Below are 23085 nucleotides of genomic sequence, written 5' to 3'. Positions count from 1 at the left end.
TCCCGGCACCGGTGGTTGGGTTGTCCCATGCCGACTCTCGAGATCGACTCCCTGACGAAGGCCTACGGCACGGTCCGCGCCCTGCGCGGCACCTCGTTCGACGTGCGCGCCGGGGAGATCTTCGGCTTCGTCGGGTCGAACGGGGCCGGCAAGACGACGACCATGCGGATCGTGCTCGGCGTGCTCGCCCCCGACGGCGGCGAGGTCCGCTGGGACGGCCGCCCTATCGACCTGGCCGCCCGACGCCGCATCGGCTACATGCCCGAGGAGCGCGGTCTGTACCCGCGCATGCGCGTCGGCGACCAGCTCACCTACCTCGCGCGGCTGCACGGCCTGTCCGGGCGGGAGGCCGACGACGCCGTGCAGCGGTGGACCGAGACGCTCGGCGTCGCCGGACGGCGCGGTGACGAGGTGCAGAAGCTCTCGCTGGGGAACCAGCAGCGCGTGCAGCTCGCCGCCGCGCTCACGCACGACCCGGACCTCCTCGTGCTCGACGAGCCGTTCTCCGGCCTCGACCCCGTCGCGGTCGACGTCATGAGCGGCGTGCTGCGCGACCGCGCCGCCGCGGGCGTCCCCGTCGTCTTCTCGTCGCACCAGCTCGACCTCGTCGAGCGGCTGTGCGACCGGGTCGGGATCATCAAGGACGGCGCGATGGTCGAGGTCGGCACGATCGACGAGCTGCGCCGGACGGAGGCCCAGCGCTGGGTCGTCGACGGCCCGCCCGGCGCCACGTGGATCGGCGCGGTGCCCGACGCGCGGGCCGTCAGCCTCGAGGGGCCGCGCACCGTCGTCGAGCTCGCGGGCGCGGCCGACGGCGGCGCCGGTACCGAGGGTCGCGAGCAGGCGGTCCTGCGAGCCGCCCTCGCCGCCGGCCCCGTCCGCGAGTTCTCCCTCGTCCGCCCGTCGCTCACCGAGCTCTACCGCGACGTCGTCAGCTCACCCGCGGACGAGGCCTCCGCGTCGACCAGCCAGGAGGTGCCGGCATGACCACGACCCGGACCAGCCGACCGACCGACCGGGCCGCGGGCTCCGTCGCCGAGCGGGGCGCGACCTCCTTGTCGTCCTGGGGCGCGATCCGCCTCGTCGCCGGCCGCGAGATCACGACGCGCCTGCGCTCGAAGTCCTTCGTGTGGCTGACCGTGATCCTCGTCGCGGCCGTCGTCCTCGGCGGGGTCGTGCTCAACGCCGCGAGCTCGTCCGGCCCGAGCGCGGAGCGCGTCGGCGTCACGTCGTCGACCGCGGGCCTCTCCGACGCGATCACGTCGACCGGGGAGGCCCTCGGCACCGAGATCGAGACGGTCGAGGTCGCGGACGACGACGCGGGCGAGCAGCAGGTGCGCGACGGCGACCTCGACGCGCTCGTCACGGGCTCCGCCGACGACCTCACGGTCGTCGTCGACTCCGAGCTGTCCACCGGGCTCACCGCCGTGTTCACGACCCTCGCCCAGCAGTCCGCGCTCGCCGACGCGGTCACCGCCCTCGGCGGGGACCCCGCGCAGGTCGCCGGGGAGGTCGCGACGGCCGAGCCGACGGTCCGCACGATCGGCGAGCCGAGCGAGTTCGACCCGACGCGCTACGTCACCGGCCTCGTCACGGGCGTCCTGCTCTTCATGTCCATCATGATCAGCGGCCAGCTCATCGCGCAGGGCGTCGTGGAAGAGAAGACGAGCCGCGTCGTCGAGCTGCTGCTGTCCACGGTGCGCCCGTGGCAGCTCATGGCCGGCAAGGTCCTCGGCATCGGGCTCGTCGGGCTGGGCCAGGTGGCCCTCGTCGTGGTGGCCGGGGTCGGGACCGCCCTCGGCCTGGGGCTGGTCGACTCGTCGACGATCGACCTGGGCGCGGCCGCCGCGTGGGCTCTCGTGTGGTTCGTCGTCGGGTTCGTCAGCTACGCGCTCCTCATGGCGGGGCTCGGCGCGCTCGTCTCGCGCCAGGAGGACGTGGGCGCGGTGACCACGCCCGTCACGTTCCTCATGGTCGTCCCATACATCGTGGGCGTATCGGTCGCGCCGTGGGCGCCCGACAACCCGCTCGTCGTGTGGCTGTCGTACGTGCCGCTGTGCTCGCCGCTGCTCATGCCGGTGCGCATCGCGCTCGGCAGCGCCGAGACGTGGGAGGTGCTGCTCGCGCTGGGCCTGTCGGTCGCGCTCGTCCCGGTCCTCGTGTGGCTCGCGGCGAAGATCTACTCCAACGCGGTCCTGCGCACGGGCGCCCGCGTCAAGCTCAAGGACGCCCTCCGCGCCGCCTGACGCCGGCGTCGTCCCCGGGTCCGCCGGTGGAGTGCCGCAGCGGCGCTCCCCCGGCGGACTGCGTCGTCAAGAGTCTTGACGTCGAGACACGTCGAGTACCCTCGCGTCATGGAGCAGCAGCACGACGACGCGCGCTCGCCGGGGCAGCGCGGCGAGCGCCCGGACGAGCGGCCGGACGAGGTCGACCGCATCGTCGCGGCCTGGCGGCGCGAGCGGCCCGACCTCGACCTGGAGCCGCTCACGGTGTTCTCCCGCGTGGACCGCCTCGCGCGCCACCTCGACCGCGCCCGGCGCGCCGCGTTCGCGCACGCCCACCTCGAGACGTGGGAGTTCGACGTCCTGTCCGCGCTCCGCCGTGCCGGCGACCCCTACCGCCTGTCCCCCGGCGCGCTCGTCACGCAGACGCTCGTGACGAGCGGGACGATGACCAACCGGATCGACCGGCTCGAGTCCCGGGGGCTCGTCGAGCGCCGCCGCTCCCCCGACGACCGCCGCGGCATCCTCGTCGAGCTCACGCCCGACGGGCTCGACCGCGTCGACACCGCGATGACCGACCTCCTCGCCGTCGAGGCCCGCGTGCTCGACACGCTCGCACCGGCCGAGCGGCCCGCGCTCGCCGCGCTGCTGCGTACAGTCGTGGGGCAGTTCGACGACTGATCCGCGGGCCCGGGCCACCTGACGCCTCCTGGCGCGCGACCGCCCAGGACCCGGAGGACCCATGACCGCGCCCCCGCCCGCCCGCGCGTTCCGCGGCGGGATCGACGGCGTGCTGCTCGTCGCGGTGCTCCTCGTCGCGGTCAACCTGCGCGCGCCCCTCACCGCCCTCCCGCCCGTCGTGTCCGACGTCGCGGCGGACCTGCACCTCACGGCCGCCGCCGCGGGGATGCTCACCGGCATCCCCGTCCTGTGCTTCGCGCTCGCGACGCCGGCCGTCGCCGGGATCCTGGGGCGCGCGTCGCTGCGCACGGCGATCGCCGTCGCGCTCGTGCTGATCCTCGCGGGGACGCTCCTGCGCTCCGCGGACCTGTCAGGGCTCGCCGGGCCGGTCGCGGCGGGGACGTTCGCGGGGACCGTGCTGCTCGGCCTGGGGATCACGACGGCGAACCTCGCCGTCCCGATGATCGCCCAGCGCGACTTCCCGGGGCACGTGAGCACCGTGACCGGTCTGTACACGGCCGCCATCAACGTCGGCACGGTCGCCACGACCGCGCTCACCGCGCCGCTCGCCGACGCGGTGGGCTGGCGGTGGGCGCTCGCCTCGTGGGGCGTGCTCGCCGTCGTCGCGCTCGTCTGGTGGCTCCGCGCGGTCCCGCGCGAGCACGCACCGCGCGCCGCACGCGTGGGGGACGGGGCGGCGCCGGGCACGCCCACGACCGGCCCGGCCGACCGGCCGGACCCGCAGGACGCCGACCTGGCGACGGCCGCGGCGGAGGGCGTCACGGGGACGGACCCTGGCGCCACCCGCGAGCGCCACGTCCTCGCGACGCCGTTCACGTGGTGGCTGTGCGCGATGTTCGCGCTGCAGTCGTCGAGCTTCTACGCCCTCACCGCGTGGCTGCCCCTGATCCTCGAGGACCTCGCGGGCATCCCGCGGAGCGCCTCCGGTGCCGCCGCGTCGCTGTTCCAGGGGTTCGCGATCCTGGGCGGGCTCGCGGTCCCGCTCGCGACGCGCCGGCTGTCGATGCGGACGACGTTCGTCGGGATCGCGGTGCTGTGGCTCGCCCTGCCCGTGGGCCTCCTCGTCGCCCCGGGGGCGTGGGTCGTGTGGGCGTCGGCGGCGGGCGTCGCGCAGGCGGCGAACTTCGTCGTGATCTTCACGCTCGTCGCGCAGCGGTACCCGACGGTCCGGCAGGGACGCCAGGCGTCCGCGACCGTGCAGTCGGTGGGCTACTGCTTCGCCGCGGCCGCCCCGACGGCCGCCGGCGCGCTGCACGGCGTGACGGGCACGTGGACGACGCCCGTCGCCGTCGTGCTCGGCGGCCTGCTCGTCATGACGGCCATCGGCGCGGTCCTCACGGGCGCGCCACGTCCCCGCACCCGCTAGAGCTCCTTGCGCGCCACCCGTTGACCCCGCGCTCCATACGTGTTTATGGTGTACACACAGTTTGCGACATACACAGAGCGTGCATGTTACACAGCGTGTGCGACGCACACAGACGACGGGAGAAGACGATGGACGATCCGATGATCGCCGTCAGAGGGCTCGAGAAGTCCTACGGCGACCACCGCGTGCTGCGCGGCGTGGACCTCACGGTGCGCCGGGGCGAGATCTTCGCCCTGCTGGGTCCCAACGGCGCGGGCAAGACGACGACCGTCAACATCCTCACGACGCTCGTGCGGCCCGACGGCGGGACGGCGACGATCGCGGGGGCCGACGTGGTGCGCCGGCCCGGCCGCGTGCGCGAGCTCATCGCGCTGACGGGCCAGTACGCCTCGGTGGACGAGTTCCAGACCGGGGCGGAGAACCTCGTCATGATGGGGAGCCTGGCGCACCTGCCGCCGCGCTCGGTCCGCCGGCGGGCCGCCGAGCTGCTCGAGCGCTTCGACCTCGCGGACGCGGCCGACCGCCGGGTCGGGACGTACTCGGGGGGCATGCGCCGACGGCTCGACCTGGCGATCAGCCTCGTCGCGGACCCGGCCGTGCTCGTCCTCGACGAGCCCACCACGGGCCTCGACCCGGCGTCGCGCTCCCAGCTCTGGGACGTCGTGCGGGGGCTCGCCGCCGACGGCACGACCGTCCTCCTCACCACCCAGTACCTCGAGGAGGCGGACCGCCTCGCCGACACGATCGCGGTCCTGGACGACGGCCGCGTCGCCGCGCGCGGGACCGCCACCGAGCTCAAGGCGCTCGTCGCGGGCGACCACGTGCGCGTCGCGTTCGAGGACCGCGCGAGCCTCACGACCGCCGTCGGGCTCGCGGCGAGGCTCGGGATCACGACCACCGGGACCGACGAGAAGGACCTGTCCCTCACCGCCGCGAGCGCGGACCCCGTCCGCACGATCCGCGACGTCCTGGCCGCTGCCGACACGCACGGCCTCGCCGTGAGCGGCGTCAGCGTCGTCAGGCCCACCCTCGACGACGTCTTCCTCGCCCTGACCTCGAAGGAGTCCGCACGATGAGCACGACGGCCACCACCACCCTGTCCGCGCCGCCGGCCCGGCGGGACCCGGCTCCCCGGGGCCGGCGGTCGCCCGCGACCGCCCTGCGCGACGTGCGCACGATGGTCGTGCGGGAGACGCGGCGCCAGCTCCGCAGCGTCGACGGCCTCATCACCGCCTTCGTCCTGCCGGTGATGATCATGCTCGTGTTCGTCGTCATCTTCGGCGGCGCGATCTCCGGCGACGACTACATCGACTACGTCGTCCCGGGCGTGCTCGTCATGTGCCTCGGCTTCGGGTCGGCGACGGCCGCCGTCGGCGTCGCGCAGGACATGACGTCGGGCACGATCGACCGGTTCAGGACGATGCCGATCTTCGGCCCGTCCGCCCTGTGGGGTCACGTCGTCGCGAGCATCGGCCGCAACCTCGCGTCCGCGGTCGTGGTCGTGGGCGTCGCCTACGCGCTCGGCTTCCGCGCGGACGCCGGCCTCGGCGACTGGATCGGGCTCGTGGCGCTCGCGGTGCTCTCCGTGCTCACCTTCACGTGGCTCAGCGTGGCGCTCGGCCTCGTGCTGAGCGTCGAGGCGTCGCAGTCGGTGAACTTCATCTTCCTGTTCGTGCCCTACCTCAGCTCGGGCTTCGTCCCGATCGACACGATGCCGTCGTGGCTCCACGGGTTCGCGGAGAACCAGCCGTTCACGCCGATCATCGAGTCGTTCCGGGGGCTGCTGGGCGGAACGCCGGACGCGACGACGATCCTCACCGCCGTCGCCTGGCTGGTCGGCTTCCTCCTGGTGAGCTGCGTCGCCGGCGCGATGCTCTACCGCCGCCGGACAGCCCGCTGACCGGCCTGCCCCGACCGTGCGGCGGCCGCCCGTCCCGCCAGCGGGACGGGCGACGTCGTCGTGCCCGGCCGGCGCGGATCTCGGGGAGGATGAGGGCATGACGGACGCACCCGACCTCCCGGCCCGTATCGCGCTCGCGTGGGGCGTCGCCGAGCGGCCCGAACGCGCGCCGAAGCGCGAGCTGAGCATCGAGCGCATCGTCGAGTCGGCGATCGAGATCGCGGACGCGGAGGGCCTGGCCGCCGTCTCGATGGCGAAGGTCGCGCAGCGCCTCGGCTTCACGACGATGTCGCTCTACCGCTACGTGACGAGCAAGGACGACCTGCTGCTGCTCATGCAGGAGTCGGTCCTCGACGTCGAGTACCCGCCCGCGCACGAGCCGGCGGACTGGCGCGCGGAGCTGCGCGAGTGGGCCCAGTTCACGACGGCGGTGTTCCTCTCCCACCCGTGGTTCCTCGACATCCCCATCACCGGGGCGCCCCTGACGCCGAACAACCTGCGCGGCGCCGACGCCGGGCTCCGGGCGCTGCGGTCGACTCCGCTCGACGAGGAGGAGAGCATGTCGGTCATCCTCCTGCTCAGCGGGTACGCGCGGAACGCGGCCCGGCTCGAGTCCGAGCTCGCGCGCGCGGCACGCGACGCGGGCGGCAACGGCGTCGACGGGTCGGCGATCGCCGCAGCGCTGCGAGGTCTCGTCGACGAGATCCGCTTCCCCTACCTGCGCCCGCTCGTGGTCTCGGGGGCGTACGGCGGGGAGGGGCAGATCGACGACACGGCGTGGGGGCTCGAGCGCATCCTCGACGGCCTCGCGGTCTACGTCGACGCGCGGGCCGCGGGCGCCCCGGGCGCCGGTCGCGACTTCCACGCCGCACCCGGCACGCCCCCGGGCGCGGCGCACGACGAGGACGACGGGCTCCCCGCCCGGGACGCGGGCGCCGGTTCCGTGCCGGACGAGGTCGCCGTCCACCTGCGTGACCCGCGGGTGAAGAAGGCGACGCTCAGGCGGCGCGACGCCGAGCGGCGGCTCCGCGAGGCGCAGAAGAGGCTGCGGGAGCTCGAGAAGGCGCTCCGGGAGGCGCAGCGCGCGGAGCGCGACGCCGCCCGGGCCGCCGTGGAGAAGGCACGCGGCTGACCTCGGGCGCGATCGCCGGTCACTCGGCGAGGGCGAACCCCGACGTCCAGGAGGTCTTCTCGGCGGCGGCCAGCGTGAGCTGGAGGAAGCCGAGCGCCTCGAGCTCGTGCGCACGCTTCAGCGAGCCCGCGTCGACCACGCGCACGCCCGTGACGGCGGCGGCGAGCGCGGCCTTGGCGTCGGCGTCGTCGCCCGCGACGAGCACCGTCGTCGGGAGCGTGCCGACCGTGCCGGAGGACAGCGTCGCCGCGAAGGTCGTGTTGAAAGCCTTGAGCACGCGGGCACCCGGCACGCGGGCCTGGATCTCGGCCGCCGCGGACGAGCCGGCGGGGACGACGAGCGAGTCGAAGGTCGAGAAGTCGAGCGGGTTGGTGATGTCGACGAGGACCCGGCCCTCGAGCCGGCCGGCGTACGCGTCGAGGACCTCCCCGACGGCGGGGTACGGCAGCGCGAGGACCACGACGTCGCCCGTGACGTCGTCGCCGACCGTGCCGGCGGTGGCCCGCGGGTCGACCTCGGTGGCCTCGCGCGTGAGGACCTGCACGGAGGTGCCCGCCGCGAGGGCGAGGGACGCGATGGCCGAGCCCATGTTGCCGGCGCCGATGATCGTCATGCTGCTCATGATGAGTTCCCTTCGCTGCCGGCCAGGCGGCCGGCAATCAGTTGTTGCTACAACCAACAAGGTAGACCGGTATACTTGTAGCGTCAACTGTTACCGGAGTGCTGCCGGTCACACCGAGGAGGAGGACCCATGACCGAGCCCCGCTGGCTCGACGACGCCCAGCTCGACGCGTGGAAGCGCCTGGTGGCGGTCGTCGAGCTCCTGCCCGGGATCCTCGACACCCAGCTCCAGCGCGACGCCGGGCTGAGCCACTTCGAGTACTACGTGCTGGCGATGCTCTCCGAGGCGCCGGGCCGCACGCTGCGCATGACGCACCTGGCGTCCGCGACCAGCGCGACGCTCCCCCGCCTGTCGCACGTCGTCGCGCGCCTGGAGAAGCGCGGGCTCGTCGAGCGCCTCCCGTGTCCCGAGGACCGCCGCGCCACCAACGCGCACCTCACCGACGACGGCTGGGACAAGGTCGTCGCGACCGCTCCCGGCCACGTCGCGACCGTGCGCGACCACGTCGTGGACGCGCTCACCGACGAGCAGGTCCGCCAGCTCGACGCCATCGCGGGCGCGATCCTCGAGCGCGTCGACCCGGACGACCGCATGGGGACCCGGCGCCGCTGAGGGCCGGCCCCGGTCCCCGCCCGGCGGTCAGCCGGCGACCTCGGCCGCCTCGAGCCACGCCGCCTCGAGCTCGTCCTTCTCCGCCGCGAGGACCCGCAGCTCGGCGTCGAGGCCGGCCACCGCGGCGTAGTCCGTCGCCTGCGCGGCGAGCTTGTCGTGCAGCCGCGCCTCCAGCTCCGCGATCTTGCCGAGCCGGCGTTCGATGCGGTTGATCTCCTTCTTCGCCGCGCGCACCTCGGCGGCGCTCGGCGCCGCGGGGCCGTCCGACGACCCACCGTCCCCCGGCGCCGTGCCCGCGGACGACGCCTCGCCCGACCCCACGGGCGCGGGCGCCCGCAGCGCCATGCCCGTCTCCCCGCTGGCGATCACCGCGCGGCGCAGCTCGAGGTACTGCTCGACACCGCCGGGCAGGTCCCGGATCCTGCCGTCGCCGAGCAGGGCGACCTGGCGGTCGGCGACCCGCTCGAGCAGGTAGCGGTCGTGCGACACGACGATCAGGGTGCCGGGCCATCCGTCGAGCAGGTCCTCGAGCGCCGCGAGCGTGTCCGTGTCGAGGTCGTTGGTGGGCTCGTCGAGCAGGAGCACGTTCGGCTCCGCGACGAGCAGCCGCAGGAGCTGCAGGCGTCGCCGCTCGCCGCCGGACAGGTCCCGGACGAGCGTCTGCGAGCGCTCGCGCGTGAAGCCGAGGCGCTCGACGAGCTGGGACGCCGTGAGCTCCTTGCCGTCGACGACCACCGAGCGCTTCTCGGACTCGATCACCTGGACCACGCGCAGCCCGGCGATGTCGTCGAGCTCCTCCACGTCCTGGGTCAGCTCCGCGACGTGCACGGTCTTGCCGCGCTTGACCCGGCCCGCGTCGGGCTCGCGCCGTCCGGCGAGGAGCGCGAGCAGCGTCGTCTTGCCCGCGCCGTTGACCCCGACGACCCCGTAGCGGTCACCCGGGCCGAGGCGCCACGTGACGTCGTCGAGCAGCACGCGGCGCGGCCCGTCGTCGTCGCCCGGGCGGCCCGGCACGCTCACGGTGACGTCCTCGAGGTCCAGCACGTCCTTGCCGAGCCGCTTCGTCGCCGTGCGCGTGAGCTCCATCGAGTCGCGCGGCGGCGGGACGTCGGCGATGAGCGCGGCCGCCGCGTCGAGCCGGAACTTGGGCTTGCTCGTCCGCGCGGGCGCGCCCCGGCGCAGCCACGCGAGCTCCTTGCGCAGCAGGTTGTCCCGCTTCTCCGCCGCGACGGCCGCGCTCCGCTGCCGCTCGGCGCGCGCGAGCACGTAGGCGGCGTACCCGCCCTCGTAGCCCTCGACCTCGCCGCTCCCGTCGCCCCGCACCTCCCACATGCGCGAGCACACGGCGTCGAGGAACCACCGGTCGTGCGTCACGACCACCAGCGCGCCCCGGGCGCCCGGTCGCGCGAACCGCTCGCGCAGGTGCTCCGCGAGCCAGGCGACGCCCTCGACGTCGAGGTGGTTGGTGGGCTCGTCGAGGAACAGCACGTCGTGGTCGGCGACGAGGAGGGCCGCGAGCGCGACGCGGCGCCGCTGCCCGCCGGACAGGGTGTCCGCGGGCTCGTCGAGGTCCAGGTCGGTGAGGAGCCCGTCGTGCACGCCGCGGACGCTCGCGTCCGACGCCCATGCGTGCGTCGCCGCGTCGCCGTGCACGAGGTCGCGGATGGTCGCGCCCGTGCCGACGTCGTCGCGCTGGTCGAGGAGGCCGACCCGCAGACCTCCCACGCGGGTGACCCGACCGCCGTCGGGCTGCTGCGTGCCCGCGAGCAGCCGGAGCAGGGTCGACTTGCCCGCCCCGTTGGGTCCGACGATGCCGACGCGGTCGCCGTCGTCGAGACCGAGCGAGACGTCGTCGAGGAGGGTGCGGGTGCCGACGGTCAGCGCGATGCCGTCGGCCCCGAGGAGATGAGCCACGCACCGAGCGTAGGCGCCGCCCGGCGGGTGCGGAAAACAGGGACTGTCGAAGCGCTTCGAGACACCGGACATCCCGGACCCGGCGAGGCGATAAGGTGCGCGCATGTCGCTCTTCGACCTGCCGCTCGCCGAGCTCGAGACGTACGCGCCGACCCTCGACGAGCCCGACGACCTGGACGCGTTCTGGGCCGCGACGCTCGCGGAGTCCCGAGAGGCCGGCGGCGACCTCGCCGAGACCGTGCGCCTCGAGCGCGTCGAGACGGGCCTCGGCCTCGTCACCGTCGACGACGTGACGTTCCCCGGGTTCGGCGGCCACCCGATCAAGGCGTGGCTGGTCCGGCCGGCCGGGACCGACGGGCCGCTCCCGGCCGTCGTCGAGTTCATCGGGTACGGCGGCGGGCGCGGCCTCGCGCACGAGCACCTCGTGTGGGCCGCTGCCGGGTTCGCGCACCTCGTCGTCGACACGCGCGGCCAGGGCAGCCGGTGGGGCACGGGCGGCGGGACCCCGGACCCCGTCGGGTCCGGCCCGGCGACGCCGGGGTTCATGACGCGCGGCATCGAGGACCCCCACGACCACTACTACCGCCGCGTCTTCACCGACGGCGTGCGCGCGGTCGACGCCGTCCGCTCGCTGCCCGGCGTCGACCCGGCGCGCGTCGCGGTGGCGGGCGCGAGCCAGGGCGGCGGCATCTCGGTCGCCGTCGCAGGGCTCTCCGACGGGCTCGTCGCGGCGATGCCCGACGTCCCGTTCCTCTCCCACTTCCGCCGGGCCGTCGAGATCACCGACCGCGACCCGTACGGGGAGATCCGGCAGTACCTCGCCGTGCACCGCGATGCGGAGGACACCGTGTTCCGCACGCTGTCCTACCTGGACGTCGCGCTGCTGGCCCGCCGCGCGACGGCGCCCGCGCTGTTCTCCGTCGCCCTCATGGACGCCACGTGCCCACCGTCCACCGTGTACGCGGCGTTCAACGGCTGGGGCGCGAAGGCCGCGTCGGCCGCCCGGGCGGGACGGGTCGAGCGCCAGATCGACGTCTACCGGTACAACGACCACGAGGGCGGCCAGGGGTACCGGTTCGCGCAGCAGCGCGCCTGGCTCCGCACCCACGCCGGCGCCTGACGGCCGAGGCCGGCCGCGCGCCCCGTCGGGACGAAGCGCGTCAGTGCGCCACGACGCGCGCGCCGCCCGCGGGCGCCGTCGTGCACCACACGCTGTCGCACGCGTCGGCCGCGGTCCACGTCGCGCCGATCGCGAGCGCGTGCTGGCGGCTGCGGGCGAGCGCCGCGACGGTGGGCCCCGACCCGGAGACGATCGCACCGAGCGCACCCGCCTCGCGGGCGACCGCGAGCGTCCGCTCGAGCTCCGGCCGCAGCGCGAGGGCGGGGCCCTCGAGGTCGTTGCGCAGGGCCTGGCCGAGCCCCACCGCGTCCCCGGCCCGCAGCGCCTGCATGAGCGTGGTGTCCTCCGCGAGGTCGAGCTCGGCCGGCCCGCCGACCGTCTCGTCGAACGCACGGTAGACGTCGGGCGTCGACAGGCCGTCCGCCTGCACGGCGAACACCCAGTGGAACTCGCCGCGCGTCATGGCCGGGGTCAGCACGTCGCCACGGCCGGTCCCGACGGCGGTGTGTCCCACGAGCCCGAACGCGACGTCCGCACCGAGCCCCGCCGCGATGCGCGTGAGCTCGGCCCGCGAGACCCCGGTCTCCCACAGCGTGTCGCACGCGACGAGGGTCGCGGCGGCGTCCGCGGAGCCGCCCGCCATGCCGCCCGCCACCGGCACGCCCTTGACGACCCGCAGCCGCACGTCCGGCTCGACCCCGGCGTGCAGGGCGAGCGCCTCCGCCGCGCGCCACGCGAGGTTCGTCGCGTCCGTCGGCACGACGTCGGCCTGCAGCCCCTCGACCGTGAGCGAGATCCCGCTGCCCGCGGGCGCCTGGTGCGCGACGACCTCCTCGCTGAGCCCGACGGCCTGGAAGATCGTCACGACGGGGTGGTAGCCGTCGTCCTGCAGCGCCCCGACGCGCAGGGAGAGGTTGACCTTCCCCGGCGCCCGCACCCGGACGTGAGGAGGTGGTGCGAGCGCGATGCTCGGCGGGGGCGCGGGGGTCACGCGTCCACTGTGCCAGGTCGCCCACCGGCGGCGCGCGGCGAGCCGCGCCGCCCGGCCACCGCGGGCAGGTGCTCGGCGATGCGGGCGAACGCGACGACGTCGAGCGTCTCGCCGCGCGCCTGGGGGTCGACCCCGGCCGCCTCGAGCGCGGCCGCGGACGCCGCCGACGAGCCCGCGATCCCCGCGAGCGCGGAGCGCAGCATCTTGCGGCGCTGGGCGAACGCGGCGTCGACGACCGCGAACACCTGCTCGCGCGTCGCCGTCGTGACGGGGGGCTCGTGACGGTCGAGCGCGACGAGCGCCGAGTCGACGTTGGGCACCGGCCAGAAGACCGCACGCCCGACCGTGCCCGCTCGGCGCGCGGACGCGTACCACGCGGCCTTCACCGACGGCACGCCGTACGTCCGGCTCCCCGGCGGCGCCGCGAGACGGTCCGCGACCTCGGCCTGGACCATCACGAGCACGCGCTCGAGCGAGTCGAACCGCTCGAGGAACGTCAGGAGCACCGGGACCGCGACGTTGTACGGCAGGTTGGCGACGAGCGCCGTGGGCGGCTCGCCGGGCAGCGACGTCACGTCGAGCGCGTCGGCGCCCACGACCTCCAGCCGGTCGCCGAGGTCGGGCACGTGCGCGGCGACCGTGACCGGGAGCTGGCGCGCGAGCACCGGGTCGATCTCGACGGCGACCACGCTCGCGCCCGCCTCGAGCAGCCCGAGCGTCAACGAGCCGAGACCCGGGCCGATCTCGACGACGCGCTCGCCCGCCCCGACGTCCGCGACGCGCACGATCTTGCGGACGGTGCCGCCGTCGTGCACGAAGTTCTGGCCGAGCGTCTTGGTGGGGCGCACGCCGAGGCGCCCTGCCAGGTCGCGGATCTCGGCCGGACCCAGCAGGGCGCCTCGGGTGTCGTTCATGAGCAGAGAGCCTACCGACACGCCGGAGGGCGGGGCGCTCGCGCACCCCGCCCTCCGTGTCGTCGGACCGTGCCGACGGCGGCCGGCCGGAGGCCGGTCACCTGCTCGTCAGAGCAGCCCCAGCTTGCTGGCGCACGCGGGCCACTGGCCCCAGCCCGAACGGGCCTGGAGCGCCTGGGCGCGCTGCGTCTGCTCGGCGGCCGAGGCCTCCGACGGGAGACCGGAGCCGCCCATGGCCTGCCACGTCGGCAGCGAGAACTGGTACAGGCCGTAGTAGCCGTTCCCGGTGTTCGTCGCGGGGTTCCCGCCGGACTCGCACTGGGCCAGCGCGGACCAGACGCCCGCGGGCGCGGACCCCAGGTCGGCGGCGGGCGCCGGGGCGGCGGCGGGCGCGGAGGCACCCGACGACCCGCTGCCCGACGACGCACGAGGCGCCGGCGCGGGCTCCGGCTCCGGCTCGGGCGCCGGACGCTCCTTCGTGCCCTGCACGAGGATCTTCGCCACGGGCGGGGTCGTGACGCCGTCGGAGACCAGCTCGCGGGACTCCTCCGTGCCGTCGACCGTGGTGACGCGGTGGACGGTCGTGTGCACGCCCTCGACGCCCTCCTGCTTGACGACCGGGTCGAGGTCCTCGTACCGGTTCGGGTCCTGCTCCGTGGTGGTCTCGAACGGCACGCCCTTGGTGGTCGGCACCTCCTCGACCTTCACGCGCTGGACCACGAGGGTGACGGCGGCGTCGGCGGCCTGCTCGTCCGCGGCCTTCTCGTCGGTCGCCGTCTTCGCGGCAGCCTCGTCGTCAGCGGCCTTCTCGTCGGCCGCCTTCTTCTCGTCGGCCGCCTTCTTCTCGGCGGCCTTCTCGTCGGCCGTCGCCGCGACGTCGGCGGTCTGGGCGACGTGGACGCGGTCCAGCTCGCCGAGGACGACGCCCTGCTGGTCGAGGATCGCGTCGATGCCGATGCTGCCGTCGGGCGCGACCTTGGTCTCGCCGTCGGCCACGACCGCCACGGGGCCGTCCGCGTCGAGGCGGATGGGCAGCGAGGCGCGCTCGCCGGAGCGGGACGCCACGAGGCGCACGTCGCTGCCGCGCGAGGCGAGGGTCGTCAGGGCCTCGTCCGCGTCGAGCGCGGTGAGCCAGACGGAGGACTGGGTGCCGTCGACCTGGACGGGGACCTCGCGCCCGTAGCGGACGACGACGTCGCTCCCGCCGCGCAGCGCGGCGTCGGCCGCGGGGACGACCTGGTCGCGCTCGCCGACGGTCACGCCCTGCTCCTCGAGCAGGCCGTCCACCGAGCCGGCGAAGGTGCTGACGGTCGTGATCTTGCCGTCGACGTCGAGCTCGACGGTCTTGTGCGCGGTGCCGTACGCGACGGCGCCGGTGGCGAGGAGGACGGTGGCGGTCGCGCCGGCCACGAGGGGCCAGCGGCGACGGCGGCGGGCCGTCGTGGCCGCGGGGCTCGTGGAGCCCTCGGCGGCGGAGGAGTCGGAGAGGTCGAGGGGCTGGGTGGTGTCGGCACCCTGGGGCGCGCCGGCCGCGTCAGCGGTCCGGTGGAAGGGGTTGTTCACTCGGGTCCAGTCGTCGTGGGTCCCGGGCACGGACGCTCGGGGTGCGGTTGCACCTCCTGCGGACCGCGGGGCGCACGCGGGCGTGCGACCTCACGGCGGACGCACCGTGGTGCGACCCGCAGGTCTCGAGCGGCCGATCCGGCTGCCGGCGCCTCCTCGACACCCCTTCCCCAGGGCCCGACGGCGGCGCACCGCCCGACCGTCCGCGTCCCGGCGACCCGACCCCGGAGGGACGGACGACGGCACTGCTGACGCACGAGCGACGATCGACCGTAACCGATCTGTTATCGAACTCCAAGCAGTCCCGCGATAAGATGGGCGGTTCTGTCCGTTTATCGCCGTGAATGTCGCCGTGCTCTCCACGCAGTCCTCACGCCGGGACCCCACGACCCGACGGCGCCTCACGCCCTCCTCGCGCCGCCGCCTGCACGGCCCGCTCCCCCGCGCGCGCGAGCACGGCCCGCAGCTCGGGCGGGTCGAGCACCGTGAGGTCGACCTCGAGCGACAGCAGCATGCCCACCAGGTTCGCCATCGACGACCCGCCGGTCTCGAGCACGCACGCGTCGGGGCCCTCGTCGGACAGCACCCCCGCGGCCGGCGTGAGCTGCTGCGCCATCGCCGCCACCGGGGCGTGCAGGCGCACGCGGGCGGTGTGCGGCCAGGCCGACGCCCCCACCCCGCGCAGCACGTGGGCGACGGCGTCGCCTCCCGGGACCTCGCGCGGCACGAAGCGCGCACCGCCGGGTGACCGCAGCCGGAGCCGGTCCACGCGGAACGTGCGCCAGTCGTCCCGGTCGGTGTCGAACGCGAGGAGGTACCAGCGCCGGCCGACGTGGACGAGGCGGTAGGGGTCGACGGCGCGACGGCTCGCCGACCCGTCGTGGCCGCGGTACTCGATCCGCAGCCCGGCCCGGTCCCGCACGGCCGTCGCGACGTCGGCCAGGACCTGCGGGTCGACGGTCGGCCCGCCTGCGGGGACGCTCACGACCGCGGCGCGCAGCGCGTCGGCGCGCGAGCGCAGGCGCGCGGGCAGGACGGCGTCGAGCTTGACCAGCGCACGCAGCGCGGCCTCCTCGCTCCCGGCCACGGTCCCGCCCGTCGCCGCGCGCAGCGAGAGCACGACGGCGGTGGCCTCCTCGTCGTCGAGCAGGAGCGGCGGCAGGGCCGACCCGGCCCCGAGGCGGTAGCCGCCGGCGACGCCGGGCGTCGAGCGGATCTCGTACCCGAGCAGGCGCAGCCGCTCGACGTCGTTGCGTACCGTGCGCGTCGTCACCCCGAGCCGCTCCGCGAGCTCCCTGCCCGTCCAGGTCGCGCGCGCCGGGAGCAGGGCGAGGAGACGCAGGAGACGGACCGAGGTGTCGAGCACCCGCCCAGTCTCCCGCGCCCGTGCCGAACGCGGAACCGCAGGTTCCTCGAGGCGCCGTAGCGTCGTCCTCGACGGCCCCGCCGGGGCCGCGCACGACGGGACGCCGGGCACCGCCCGACGACCGCCCGGCAGATCGAGAGGACGACCACCATGCTGCGAGGGATGGCGACGCTGAACCTGTGGGCCGACGACCTCGAGGCCGCATCGGCCTGGTACACGACCGTGCTCGGGATCGAGCCGTACTACGTGGTCCCGGGCGGCTACGTGGAGTTCCGCGTCGGGGACCGGGAGGACGAGCTGGGGATCATCGCGCGCTCCTGGTCGCCGCACCCCCAGCCCGACTCACCGGGCGGGGTGGTCGTGAACTGGCACGTCGACGACGTCCGCGCCGCCTTCGCCCGGCTCCTCGAGCTCGGCGCGACCGAGTACGAGGGCGTCGTCGAGCGGGGGAACGGCGAGGGCTTCGTCACCGCGTCCGTCGTGGACCCGTTCGGCAACGTCCTGGGGGTCATGCAGAACCCGCACTACCTGCGGGTGCTCGAGCGGCAGAGCGCCTCACGGAGCGGTGGCGACCAGAGCGGTACCGGCGGAGGGGGTGCCGGCGAGGTCTGAGCCGAGGCACGGGGCCGAGGGCCGGTCAGTACCAGCCCTTGGCCACCGAGTGCGACCACGCCGAGCACGGCGTCCCGTACCGGCCCTCGATGTAGCCGAGGCCCCACGTGATCTGGGTCGCCGGGTTCGTGCGCCAGTCGTCGCCGGCGGTCGCCATCTTCGAGCCCGGGAGCGCCTGCGGGATCCCGTACGCGGACGAGCTGGGGTTGTCCGCGTCGACGCGCCAGTTGCTCTCCTTGGTCCACAGCTTGTCGAGGCACGCGAACTGGTCGTCGCCCCACCCCCGCTGCGCGGCGAGCGAGCGCCCGACGGCGCGCGCCGAACCGGGGTCCACCGAGACGGAGACGTCCATCGTCCCGACCTTGATGACCTCGTTGCGGGGCTCGGTCGTCACGGTGCGCGTGAGCACGGTGCGGTCGACCTCCGCCCCGCCGAGCGTCTGGACCGCGTACGTCGTGACCGCCTCGCCCACGCGTCCCGACTGGACGACGACCCGGTGCCCCTGCGGCAGGTTCGGGTCCTCGACCTCTTCCGTCGCGAAGGGGAGCACCTCGGTGAGCGTGTCCGACGTCGCCGCGGCCCGGCTGACGAGGACGAGCATCCCGTCGACGGCGGCGGCGTCGAGCGGGACGGACGTGTCGTCCTCCTCGCCGAGCACGATCCCCGCGGTCCGGAGCACTCCGCGGACCGACGCCTCGGCGGTCGTGATGGGCAGGACGGCGCCGTCGACGGCGATGTGCACCGTCTTGAGCGTCGACACGCGCACCGGCTGCCGCCCGAGCGCCGCCGAGCGCGACACGTCCGTCACCGCGCCCTCGGCGCGCGGGCCGAGGAACGCGAGCAGCTCGCCCACCGTGCGCGCCGTCGTCGCGATGGTCTGCTCCTGGCCGTCGATCTCGACCACGACGTCGTGGCTCGTGCGGACGACGATCGTCCCGCCGTCGGGCGCGGACGAGCTGAGCGCGGGCTCGACCAGGTCCTCCGGCGCGACGCCGACGTCCTGGTAGTCCAGGACCTCGGCGACCGTCCGCCCGTACGCGGAGACGTCGTAGAGCGTGCCGTCCACGTCGAGCGTCACGCTCTTGTGCAGCGTCGCGAAGGCACCGGTGACGCCGACGAGCCCGACGACGACCGCCCCCTGCGCGACGAGCCGCTGCACCCGGCGACGCGTGGTTCCGTCAGGTGCGAGCACGCGGGCGGTCCCTTCTCGGCGCGGGCGTCCGGCGAGCGCCGGGCGTGGGGGGCGGGGCGTCGGCGGCGGACCGCGGACGACGCACGGACCCGACCGTAGCCGAGACGCGGCCCTGGGCGAAACCTCCCGTTCGTGCCGAGCGCCCGACGGTGACCGTCAGCGGCCCCTCAGCGGCCCGTCAGCCGCCCGTCGGCGGCCCGGCAGCAGCACGGCAGCGCGTGGTCGAGCGGCCCGTGACGGGCTGGTCACCACGGGCCGTAGACCTCGACCGACGTCGCCGCGACCCGGGCGCACACGTCGGCGAGCGGCACGCCGGTCACCTCCGCGACGGTCCGGACGGTCACCGGGAGCACGTACGGGGCGTTGGGGCGGCCGCGGTACGGGTGCGGCGTGAGGTAGGGCGCGTCCGTCTCGACGAGGACCTGGCCGGGCGGGACCTCCCGCAGCGCCGCTCTCAGCTCGTCGTTGGCGCGGAAGGTCACCGGCCCGGCGAACGACAGGTACCAGCCCTGTGCCGCGCAGAACCGTGCCATCTCGGCGTCGCCCGAGTAGCAGTGGAAGACCGTCCGCTCGGGGGCCCCGTCGCGCGCCAGGACCTCGAGCACCTCGGCGTGCGCGTCGCGGTCGTGGATCTGCAGGGCGAGCCCGAGCTCCTTGGCGAGCGCGACGTGCGCCCGGAACGACTCCCGCTGTACACGCGCGCCCTGCGGACCTGTACGGAACAGGTCCATGCCCGTCTCGCCGATCGCCCGGACCCGCTCGTTCTCCCGGGCGATGCGCGCGATCTCGCCGACCGCGTCGTCGAGCGACGTCGCGTGCTCCGGCCGGGGGTGCGGCTCGAGGCCGTCGGGGCCGACCTCCCGCACCCCGCCGTGGAGCACCGCCTCGTTCGGGTGGATCGCGACGGCACCGAGCACCCGGCCTGCTGCCACGTCGTCGCGCAGGAGCGTGTCCGTCCAGCGCGCCGAGGCGAGGTCGCAGCCGACCTGGACGAGCCGGTCGACGCCGACGGCCGCCGCGCGCTCGAGGTGGTCCGCGACGCTCGGGGGCGTGACGCCCTCGGGCAGGACGTCGGGGATCGAGTCCAGGTGCGTGTGGTTGTCGACGACGGGGACGGGCAGCGCCTCCGGGTCCGGCGGCCACCCCCGCTCACGGCTCTTCGCCACTGATCCTCCTCAGCCGGGGTAGTACCGGGGTCACGCGAGCTAGCGCCGCCGTCGCGCGGAGCAGTACGGCAGTCACGCGAGGTGGTACCGGGGCCGGGGCCGCGGTACCACCTGGCCGGACCGGGGCACTACCTCGCGTCAGGCGCCCTCGCGCAGTCGGTCGAGCTCCTCCTCGACGATCGACTCGTCGAGCTTGGTGAACACCGGCGTCGGCTTGCCGACCGGCGTGCCGGGCACCACCGCGCGCGGCTGCCAGGCGGGCACGCCCTCGCCGTCCGTGCCGCTGCGGTAGTCGCCCGTGATGACGGGGTAGTGCCGCGAGTCGTCGTCGAGGTCCGTGACCTCCTCGATGCGCGGCTGGGGCGCGAAGGTGCCCGTCCCGCCGAAGGCCTCGTGGACCTGCTGCGCCGAGTGCGGCAGGAACGGCGAGAGGATCGTGTTGAGGTCGCTCACGGCCTGCGTCACCGTGTGCAGCACGGTCCCGAGGCGCTCCGGGTCCGTCTTGAGCTTCCACGGCTCGGTGTCCGAGACGTACTTGTTCACCTCGCCGACCGTCTTCATGGCCTCGGCCACGGCGGCGCGCTGGCGGTGCGTCGCGATGAGCTCGCCGACGCGGCCGAACGCCGTGGTCGTCGTCGCGAGCACGCCCTCGTCGATCGGGTGCCGCTCCCCCGGCGCCGGGATCTCGCCGAAGTTCTTGTGCACCATGCTCGCCGTGCGGTTCACGAGGTTGCCCCACCCCGCGACGAGCTCGTCGTTCGTGCGGCGCTGGAAGTCGGCCCACGTGAAGTCGACGTCCTGCGTCTCCGGACCGGCCGACGCCACGTAGTAGCGGAACGCGTCCGGCTGGTAGCGCGCGAGCATGTCGCGCACGTAGATGACGACGCCGCGCGAGGACGAGAACTTCTGGCCCTCGACGTTGAGGAACTCGCTCGACACCACCTCGGTCGGCAGCTGCAGGTTCCCGTAGGGGCCCGGCGCCCCGCCCTTGTTCCCGCGCCCGTCGTAGGCCAGCAGCTCGGCCGGCCAGATCTGGGAGTGGAACGTGATGTTGTCCTTGCCCATGAAGTAGTACGACCGCGCCTCGGGGTCGTTCCAGTACGCGCGCCACGCGTCCGGGTCGCCCGTCCGGCGCGCCCACTCGATCGACGCCGACAGGTACCCGATGACCGCGTCGAACCACACGTACAGGCGCTTGCTGGGGTTGTCCTCCCAGCCCTCGAGCGGGACGGGGATGCCCCAGTCGATGTCGCGCGTCATGGCGCGCGGCCGGACGTCGTCGAGCAGATTGAGGGAGAACTTCAGGACGTTCGGGCGCCACGCCGTGCGCGTGCGCAACCAGTCCCCCAGCGCGTCGACGAACGCCGGCAGGTCGAGGAAGAAGTGGTTCGACTCGACGAACTTCGGCGTCTCGCCGTTGATCCGGCTCTTCGGGTTGACGAGGTCGATCGCGTCGAGCTGGTTGCCGCAGTTGTCGCACTGGTCGCCGCGAGCGCCGTCGTACCCGCAGATGGGGCACGTGCCCTCGATGTAGCGGTCCGGCAGCGTGCGACCCGTCGACGGCGAGATCGCGCCCATCGTCGTCCGCTCGACCATGTAGCCGTTCTTGTGCACCGTGCGGAACATCTCCTGCACGACGGCGTAGTGGTTGCGCGTCGTGGTGCGCGTGAACAGGTCGTAGCTCAGCCCGAGCTGCTGCAGGTCCTCGACGATCACGCGGTTGTACCGGTCCGCGAGCTCCTGCGCGCTCACGCCCTCCTTGTCCGCCTGGACGAGGATCGGGGTGCCGTGCTCGTCGGTGCCCGACACCATGAGGACGTCGTGACCCGCCATCCGCATGTGCCGGCTGAAGACGTCCGACGGGACACCGAAACCTGCGACGTGACCGATGTGGCGCGGGCCGTTCGCGTACGGCCACGCCACGGCCGAGAGGATGTGGGTCATGGGGCCCGATCCTAGTCGGCCGCCCCGGGGTGCCGGTCAGGCGTCCGGGCGAGGCACGGCGGAGCGGGGTGTCGCGGGTCTACCATCCGCCGCTCGTGCCTCGCGGCTCCCGCCAGGCCCGCCACGACCCGCGACACCCCACCCCGCCCCGCCCCCCGCCCCGCCCGCGTCGTGCGGGTCGGCTCAGTACCAGTTGACGGCCTGGGAGTGCGACCAGGCGCCGCACGGGGTGCCGTAGGAGCCGGCGATGTAGTCGAGGCCCCACGCGATCTGGGTCGCGGGGTTGGTGGCCCAGTCCGCGCCCTTGCTCGCCATCTTCGAGCCCGGGAGGGACTGCGGGATGCCGTACGCGCTGGACGTCGGGTTGTCGGCGTTCACGCGCCAGTTGGACTCCTTGGTCCACAGCTGGTCGAGGCACGCGAACTGGTCGCCGCCCCACCCGCGCTCGGCCGCCATGAGCCGGCCGATCGTGCGCGGGTCCTTCGGGCGCTCCTGGGTGCCGCGGACCACGACCTGGTCGACGGGGGCCGTGGTGACCTCCTCCGACACCGGCTCGCGCAGCCACTCGGCGCCGTCGACGAGCGTGACGTCGGTCACCGTGGTGGTCACGCCGTCGCGGCCCTCCTGCTCGACGACGACGGGGTCGTCGCTGTAGCGCGCGGCGTCCGTCTTCTCGACGGTCTCGTGCGGGACGGGCGTCGTCGTCTCCTGGCGCTCGACGACGACGCGCTGCACGACGAGCGACACGGACGGGGCCGCGCCGGCCGCGCCGGCCTCGCGGGCGTCCGCGCCCTCGGCCGCCGGCTCGGCGCGCTGCACGCTCACGCGGTCGAGCTCGCCGAGCTCGATGCCCCGGTCGGCGAGCAGGGCGTCGACGCCGACACCGCCGTCGGGTGCGACGGTCGTCTTCCCGTCGGCGACCACGGCGACAGGGCCGTCGGTGTCCAGGTCGAGGTCGAGCGAGGCGCGGTCGCCCGAGCGCGACGCGACGAGGCGCACGTCCCCGCCGCGCGCGGCGAGGGTGTCGAGCGCCTCGTCGGCGTCGAGCGCGGTGAGCCAGACGTCCGACTGCTCGCCGCCGGTCTGCACGGTGACCTCCTTGCCGAGGCGGACGACCACCTCGGCGCCGTCCTCGAGCGACGCGTCGGCCTCGGGCGCGACGACGTCGCGAGAGCCGACGTCGACGCCCGCGGCGTCGAGCGCTCCCTGCACCGACCCGGCGACGGTCGTCACGGTCCGGATCTGGCCGTCGACGTCGAGCGTGACGGTCTTCTGGGCCTCGCCGTAGGCGACCGCGCCGGACCCGAAGAGGGTCACGGCGGTCACCGCGGAGACGGTGGCCCACCGACGACGCCGCGTGGAGCGCCCCGTGCGGGCGGCACGGGCGGCCGTGCGGGACGGGGTCTCGCTCTCGGGCGAGGTCGACGTGCCGGGGGTGTCGGTCGGGTCGGTCGGGTTCGCGGGCGCGCTCGTGCGCAGGCGGGAGAAGGGGTGCACTGTGGTCCAAGTCGTCTGGGGTCCCGGGCACGGGCGGTCGACGGCGCGCAGTGGGCGCCTCCTCGGGCACCGGCGTGCGAGGCACGGGCGTCACCGAGGTCGACCCGCCGATCCGGCGGTCCTCCGGTTGGTCGCTCGACTCGAGCGAGCGACCACCGCGTCCCGGTCTGGCCGCATACACCCCTGAGGGGTCGACCGCACGACGGGACACCCGACCGTAACTGATTCGTTATCGAAGTCCAAACCGGCA

The 23085-nt window shown here is 74.7% G+C and carries 20 protein-coding genes and 1 pseudogene; 10 read left to right on the top strand and 11 right to left on the bottom strand.

What is annotated here, in order from left to right:
* Window positions 1-27: 27 nt before the first annotated feature.
* The 7 genes from ACWPWV_RS10785 (at window position 28) to ACWPWV_RS10755 (ending at window position 7322) form a co-directional block, all read left to right on the top strand.
* Entirely contained in the window at window positions 28-987 is a 960-nt protein-coding gene (locus ACWPWV_RS10785) for an ABC transporter ATP-binding protein (RefSeq protein WP_454042988.1), read from the top strand.
* Entirely contained in the window at window positions 984-2246 is a 1263-nt protein-coding gene (locus ACWPWV_RS10780; protein WP_454042987.1) for an ABC transporter permease, read from the top strand. The genes ACWPWV_RS10785 and ACWPWV_RS10780 overlap by 4 nt, the downstream gene beginning before the upstream one ends.
* Window positions 2247-2354: 108 nt before the next feature.
* A complete protein-coding gene (locus tag ACWPWV_RS10775) occupies window positions 2355-2903 on the top strand; it encodes a MarR family winged helix-turn-helix transcriptional regulator (RefSeq protein WP_454042986.1) in 549 nt (182 codons plus the stop codon).
* A gap of 61 nt (window positions 2904-2964) precedes the next feature.
* On the top strand, window positions 2965-4290 hold the full coding sequence (locus ACWPWV_RS10770; protein ID WP_454042985.1) for an MFS transporter: 1326 nt from the start codon (window positions 2965-2967) through the stop codon (window positions 4288-4290).
* A gap of 140 nt (window positions 4291-4430) precedes the next feature.
* On the top strand, window positions 4431-5366 hold the full coding sequence (locus ACWPWV_RS10765) for an ATP-binding cassette domain-containing protein (RefSeq protein ID WP_454042984.1): 936 nt from the start codon (window positions 4431-4433) through the stop codon (window positions 5364-5366).
* Window positions 5363-6190, top strand: a complete 828-nt coding sequence (locus ACWPWV_RS10760) for an ABC transporter permease (protein WP_454042983.1) — start codon at window positions 5363-5365, stop codon at window positions 6188-6190. Before ACWPWV_RS10765 ends, ACWPWV_RS10760 begins: the two co-directional genes overlap by 4 nt.
* 97 nt (window positions 6191-6287) lie before the next feature.
* Window positions 6288-7322 (top strand): TetR/AcrR family transcriptional regulator, encoded by a 1035-nt coding sequence (locus ACWPWV_RS10755; protein WP_454042982.1) that lies wholly within the window; start codon window positions 6288-6290, stop codon window positions 7320-7322.
* A 19-nt stretch (window positions 7323-7341) separates the two neighbouring features.
* Here the strand turns inward: ACWPWV_RS10755 and ACWPWV_RS10750 are convergent, their stop codons facing one another.
* Window positions 7342-7944: an NADPH-dependent F420 reductase gene (locus tag ACWPWV_RS10750; RefSeq protein ID WP_454042981.1), complete on the bottom strand. Its 603-nt coding sequence runs from the start codon at window positions 7942-7944 to the stop codon at window positions 7342-7344.
* A gap of 129 nt (window positions 7945-8073) precedes the next feature.
* Between ACWPWV_RS10750 and ACWPWV_RS10745 the strand changes: the two genes are divergently transcribed.
* Window positions 8074-8556, top strand: coding sequence for a MarR family winged helix-turn-helix transcriptional regulator (locus tag ACWPWV_RS10745; RefSeq protein ID WP_454042980.1), 483 nt, complete (start codon window positions 8074-8076; stop codon window positions 8554-8556).
* Between the two features lie 27 nt (window positions 8557-8583).
* Here the strand turns inward: ACWPWV_RS10745 and ACWPWV_RS10740 are convergent, their stop codons facing one another.
* A complete protein-coding gene (locus ACWPWV_RS10740) occupies window positions 8584-9978 on the bottom strand; it encodes an ABC-F family ATP-binding cassette domain-containing protein (RefSeq protein WP_454044520.1) in 1395 nt (464 codons plus the stop codon).
* Window positions 9979-10542: pseudogene (locus tag ACWPWV_RS10735) on the bottom strand (ATP-binding cassette domain-containing protein); the annotation flags it as partial.
* 31 nt (window positions 10543-10573) lie between these two features.
* Here ACWPWV_RS10735 and ACWPWV_RS10730 point away from each other — a divergent pair.
* Complete coding sequence (locus tag ACWPWV_RS10730) at window positions 10574-11590, top strand: acetylxylan esterase (RefSeq protein ID WP_454042979.1); 1017 nt, start codon at window positions 10574-10576, stop codon at window positions 11588-11590.
* Window positions 11591-11630: 40 nt separating this feature from the next.
* On the opposite strand, the gene ACWPWV_RS10725 is transcribed toward ACWPWV_RS10730, so the two are convergent.
* From ACWPWV_RS10725 to ACWPWV_RS10710, 4 genes are all read right to left on the bottom strand, one after another.
* The gene (locus ACWPWV_RS10725) at window positions 11631-12581 is read right to left on the bottom strand and encodes a 4-(cytidine 5'-diphospho)-2-C-methyl-D-erythritol kinase (protein ID WP_454042978.1); all 951 of its coding nucleotides are present in this window, start codon (window positions 12579-12581) and stop codon (window positions 11631-11633) included.
* Entirely contained in the window at window positions 12578-13495 is a 918-nt protein-coding gene (gene rsmA / locus ACWPWV_RS10720; RefSeq protein ID WP_454042977.1) for a 16S rRNA (adenine(1518)-N(6)/adenine(1519)-N(6))-dimethyltransferase RsmA, read from the bottom strand. The genes ACWPWV_RS10725 and rsmA overlap by 4 nt, the downstream gene beginning before the upstream one ends.
* 108 nt (window positions 13496-13603) lie before the next feature.
* Window positions 13604-15088 (bottom strand): transglycosylase family protein, encoded by a 1485-nt coding sequence (locus ACWPWV_RS10715; RefSeq protein ID WP_454042976.1) that lies wholly within the window; start codon window positions 15086-15088, stop codon window positions 13604-13606.
* 340 nt (window positions 15089-15428) lie between these two features.
* Window positions 15429-16424, bottom strand: coding sequence for a helix-turn-helix transcriptional regulator (locus ACWPWV_RS10710; RefSeq protein ID WP_454042975.1), 996 nt, complete (start codon window positions 16422-16424; stop codon window positions 15429-15431).
* 162 nt (window positions 16425-16586) lie between these two features.
* Between ACWPWV_RS10710 and ACWPWV_RS10705 the strand changes: the two genes are divergently transcribed.
* A complete protein-coding gene (locus tag ACWPWV_RS10705; protein WP_454042974.1) occupies window positions 16587-17036 on the top strand; it encodes a VOC family protein in 450 nt (149 codons plus the stop codon).
* A 25-nt stretch (window positions 17037-17061) separates the two neighbouring features.
* Here the strand turns inward: ACWPWV_RS10705 and ACWPWV_RS10700 are convergent, their stop codons facing one another.
* The 4 genes from ACWPWV_RS10700 to ACWPWV_RS10685 form a co-directional block, all read right to left on the bottom strand.
* Entirely contained in the window at window positions 17062-18228 is a 1167-nt protein-coding gene (locus ACWPWV_RS10700; RefSeq protein ID WP_454042973.1) for an aggregation-promoting factor C-terminal-like domain-containing protein, read from the bottom strand.
* A gap of 245 nt (window positions 18229-18473) precedes the next feature.
* Window positions 18474-19394, bottom strand: a complete 921-nt coding sequence (locus ACWPWV_RS10695) for a TatD family hydrolase (RefSeq protein WP_454042972.1) — start codon at window positions 19392-19394, stop codon at window positions 18474-18476.
* 138 nt (window positions 19395-19532) lie between these two features.
* A complete protein-coding gene (gene metG, locus ACWPWV_RS10690) occupies window positions 19533-21338 on the bottom strand; it encodes a methionine--tRNA ligase (RefSeq protein ID WP_454042971.1) in 1806 nt (601 codons plus the stop codon).
* A gap of 183 nt (window positions 21339-21521) precedes the next feature.
* Window positions 21522-22664, bottom strand: a complete 1143-nt coding sequence (locus tag ACWPWV_RS10685) for an aggregation-promoting factor C-terminal-like domain-containing protein (protein ID WP_454042970.1) — start codon at window positions 22662-22664, stop codon at window positions 21522-21524.
* Window positions 22665-23085: the final 421 nt, after the last annotated feature.

The sequence above is a fragment of the Cellulosimicrobium sp. Marseille-Q8652 genome (assembly GCF_965112045.1).
Note: the sequence above shows the minus strand (reverse complement) of the source record. Positions and strands in the feature narration are given on the sequence as shown.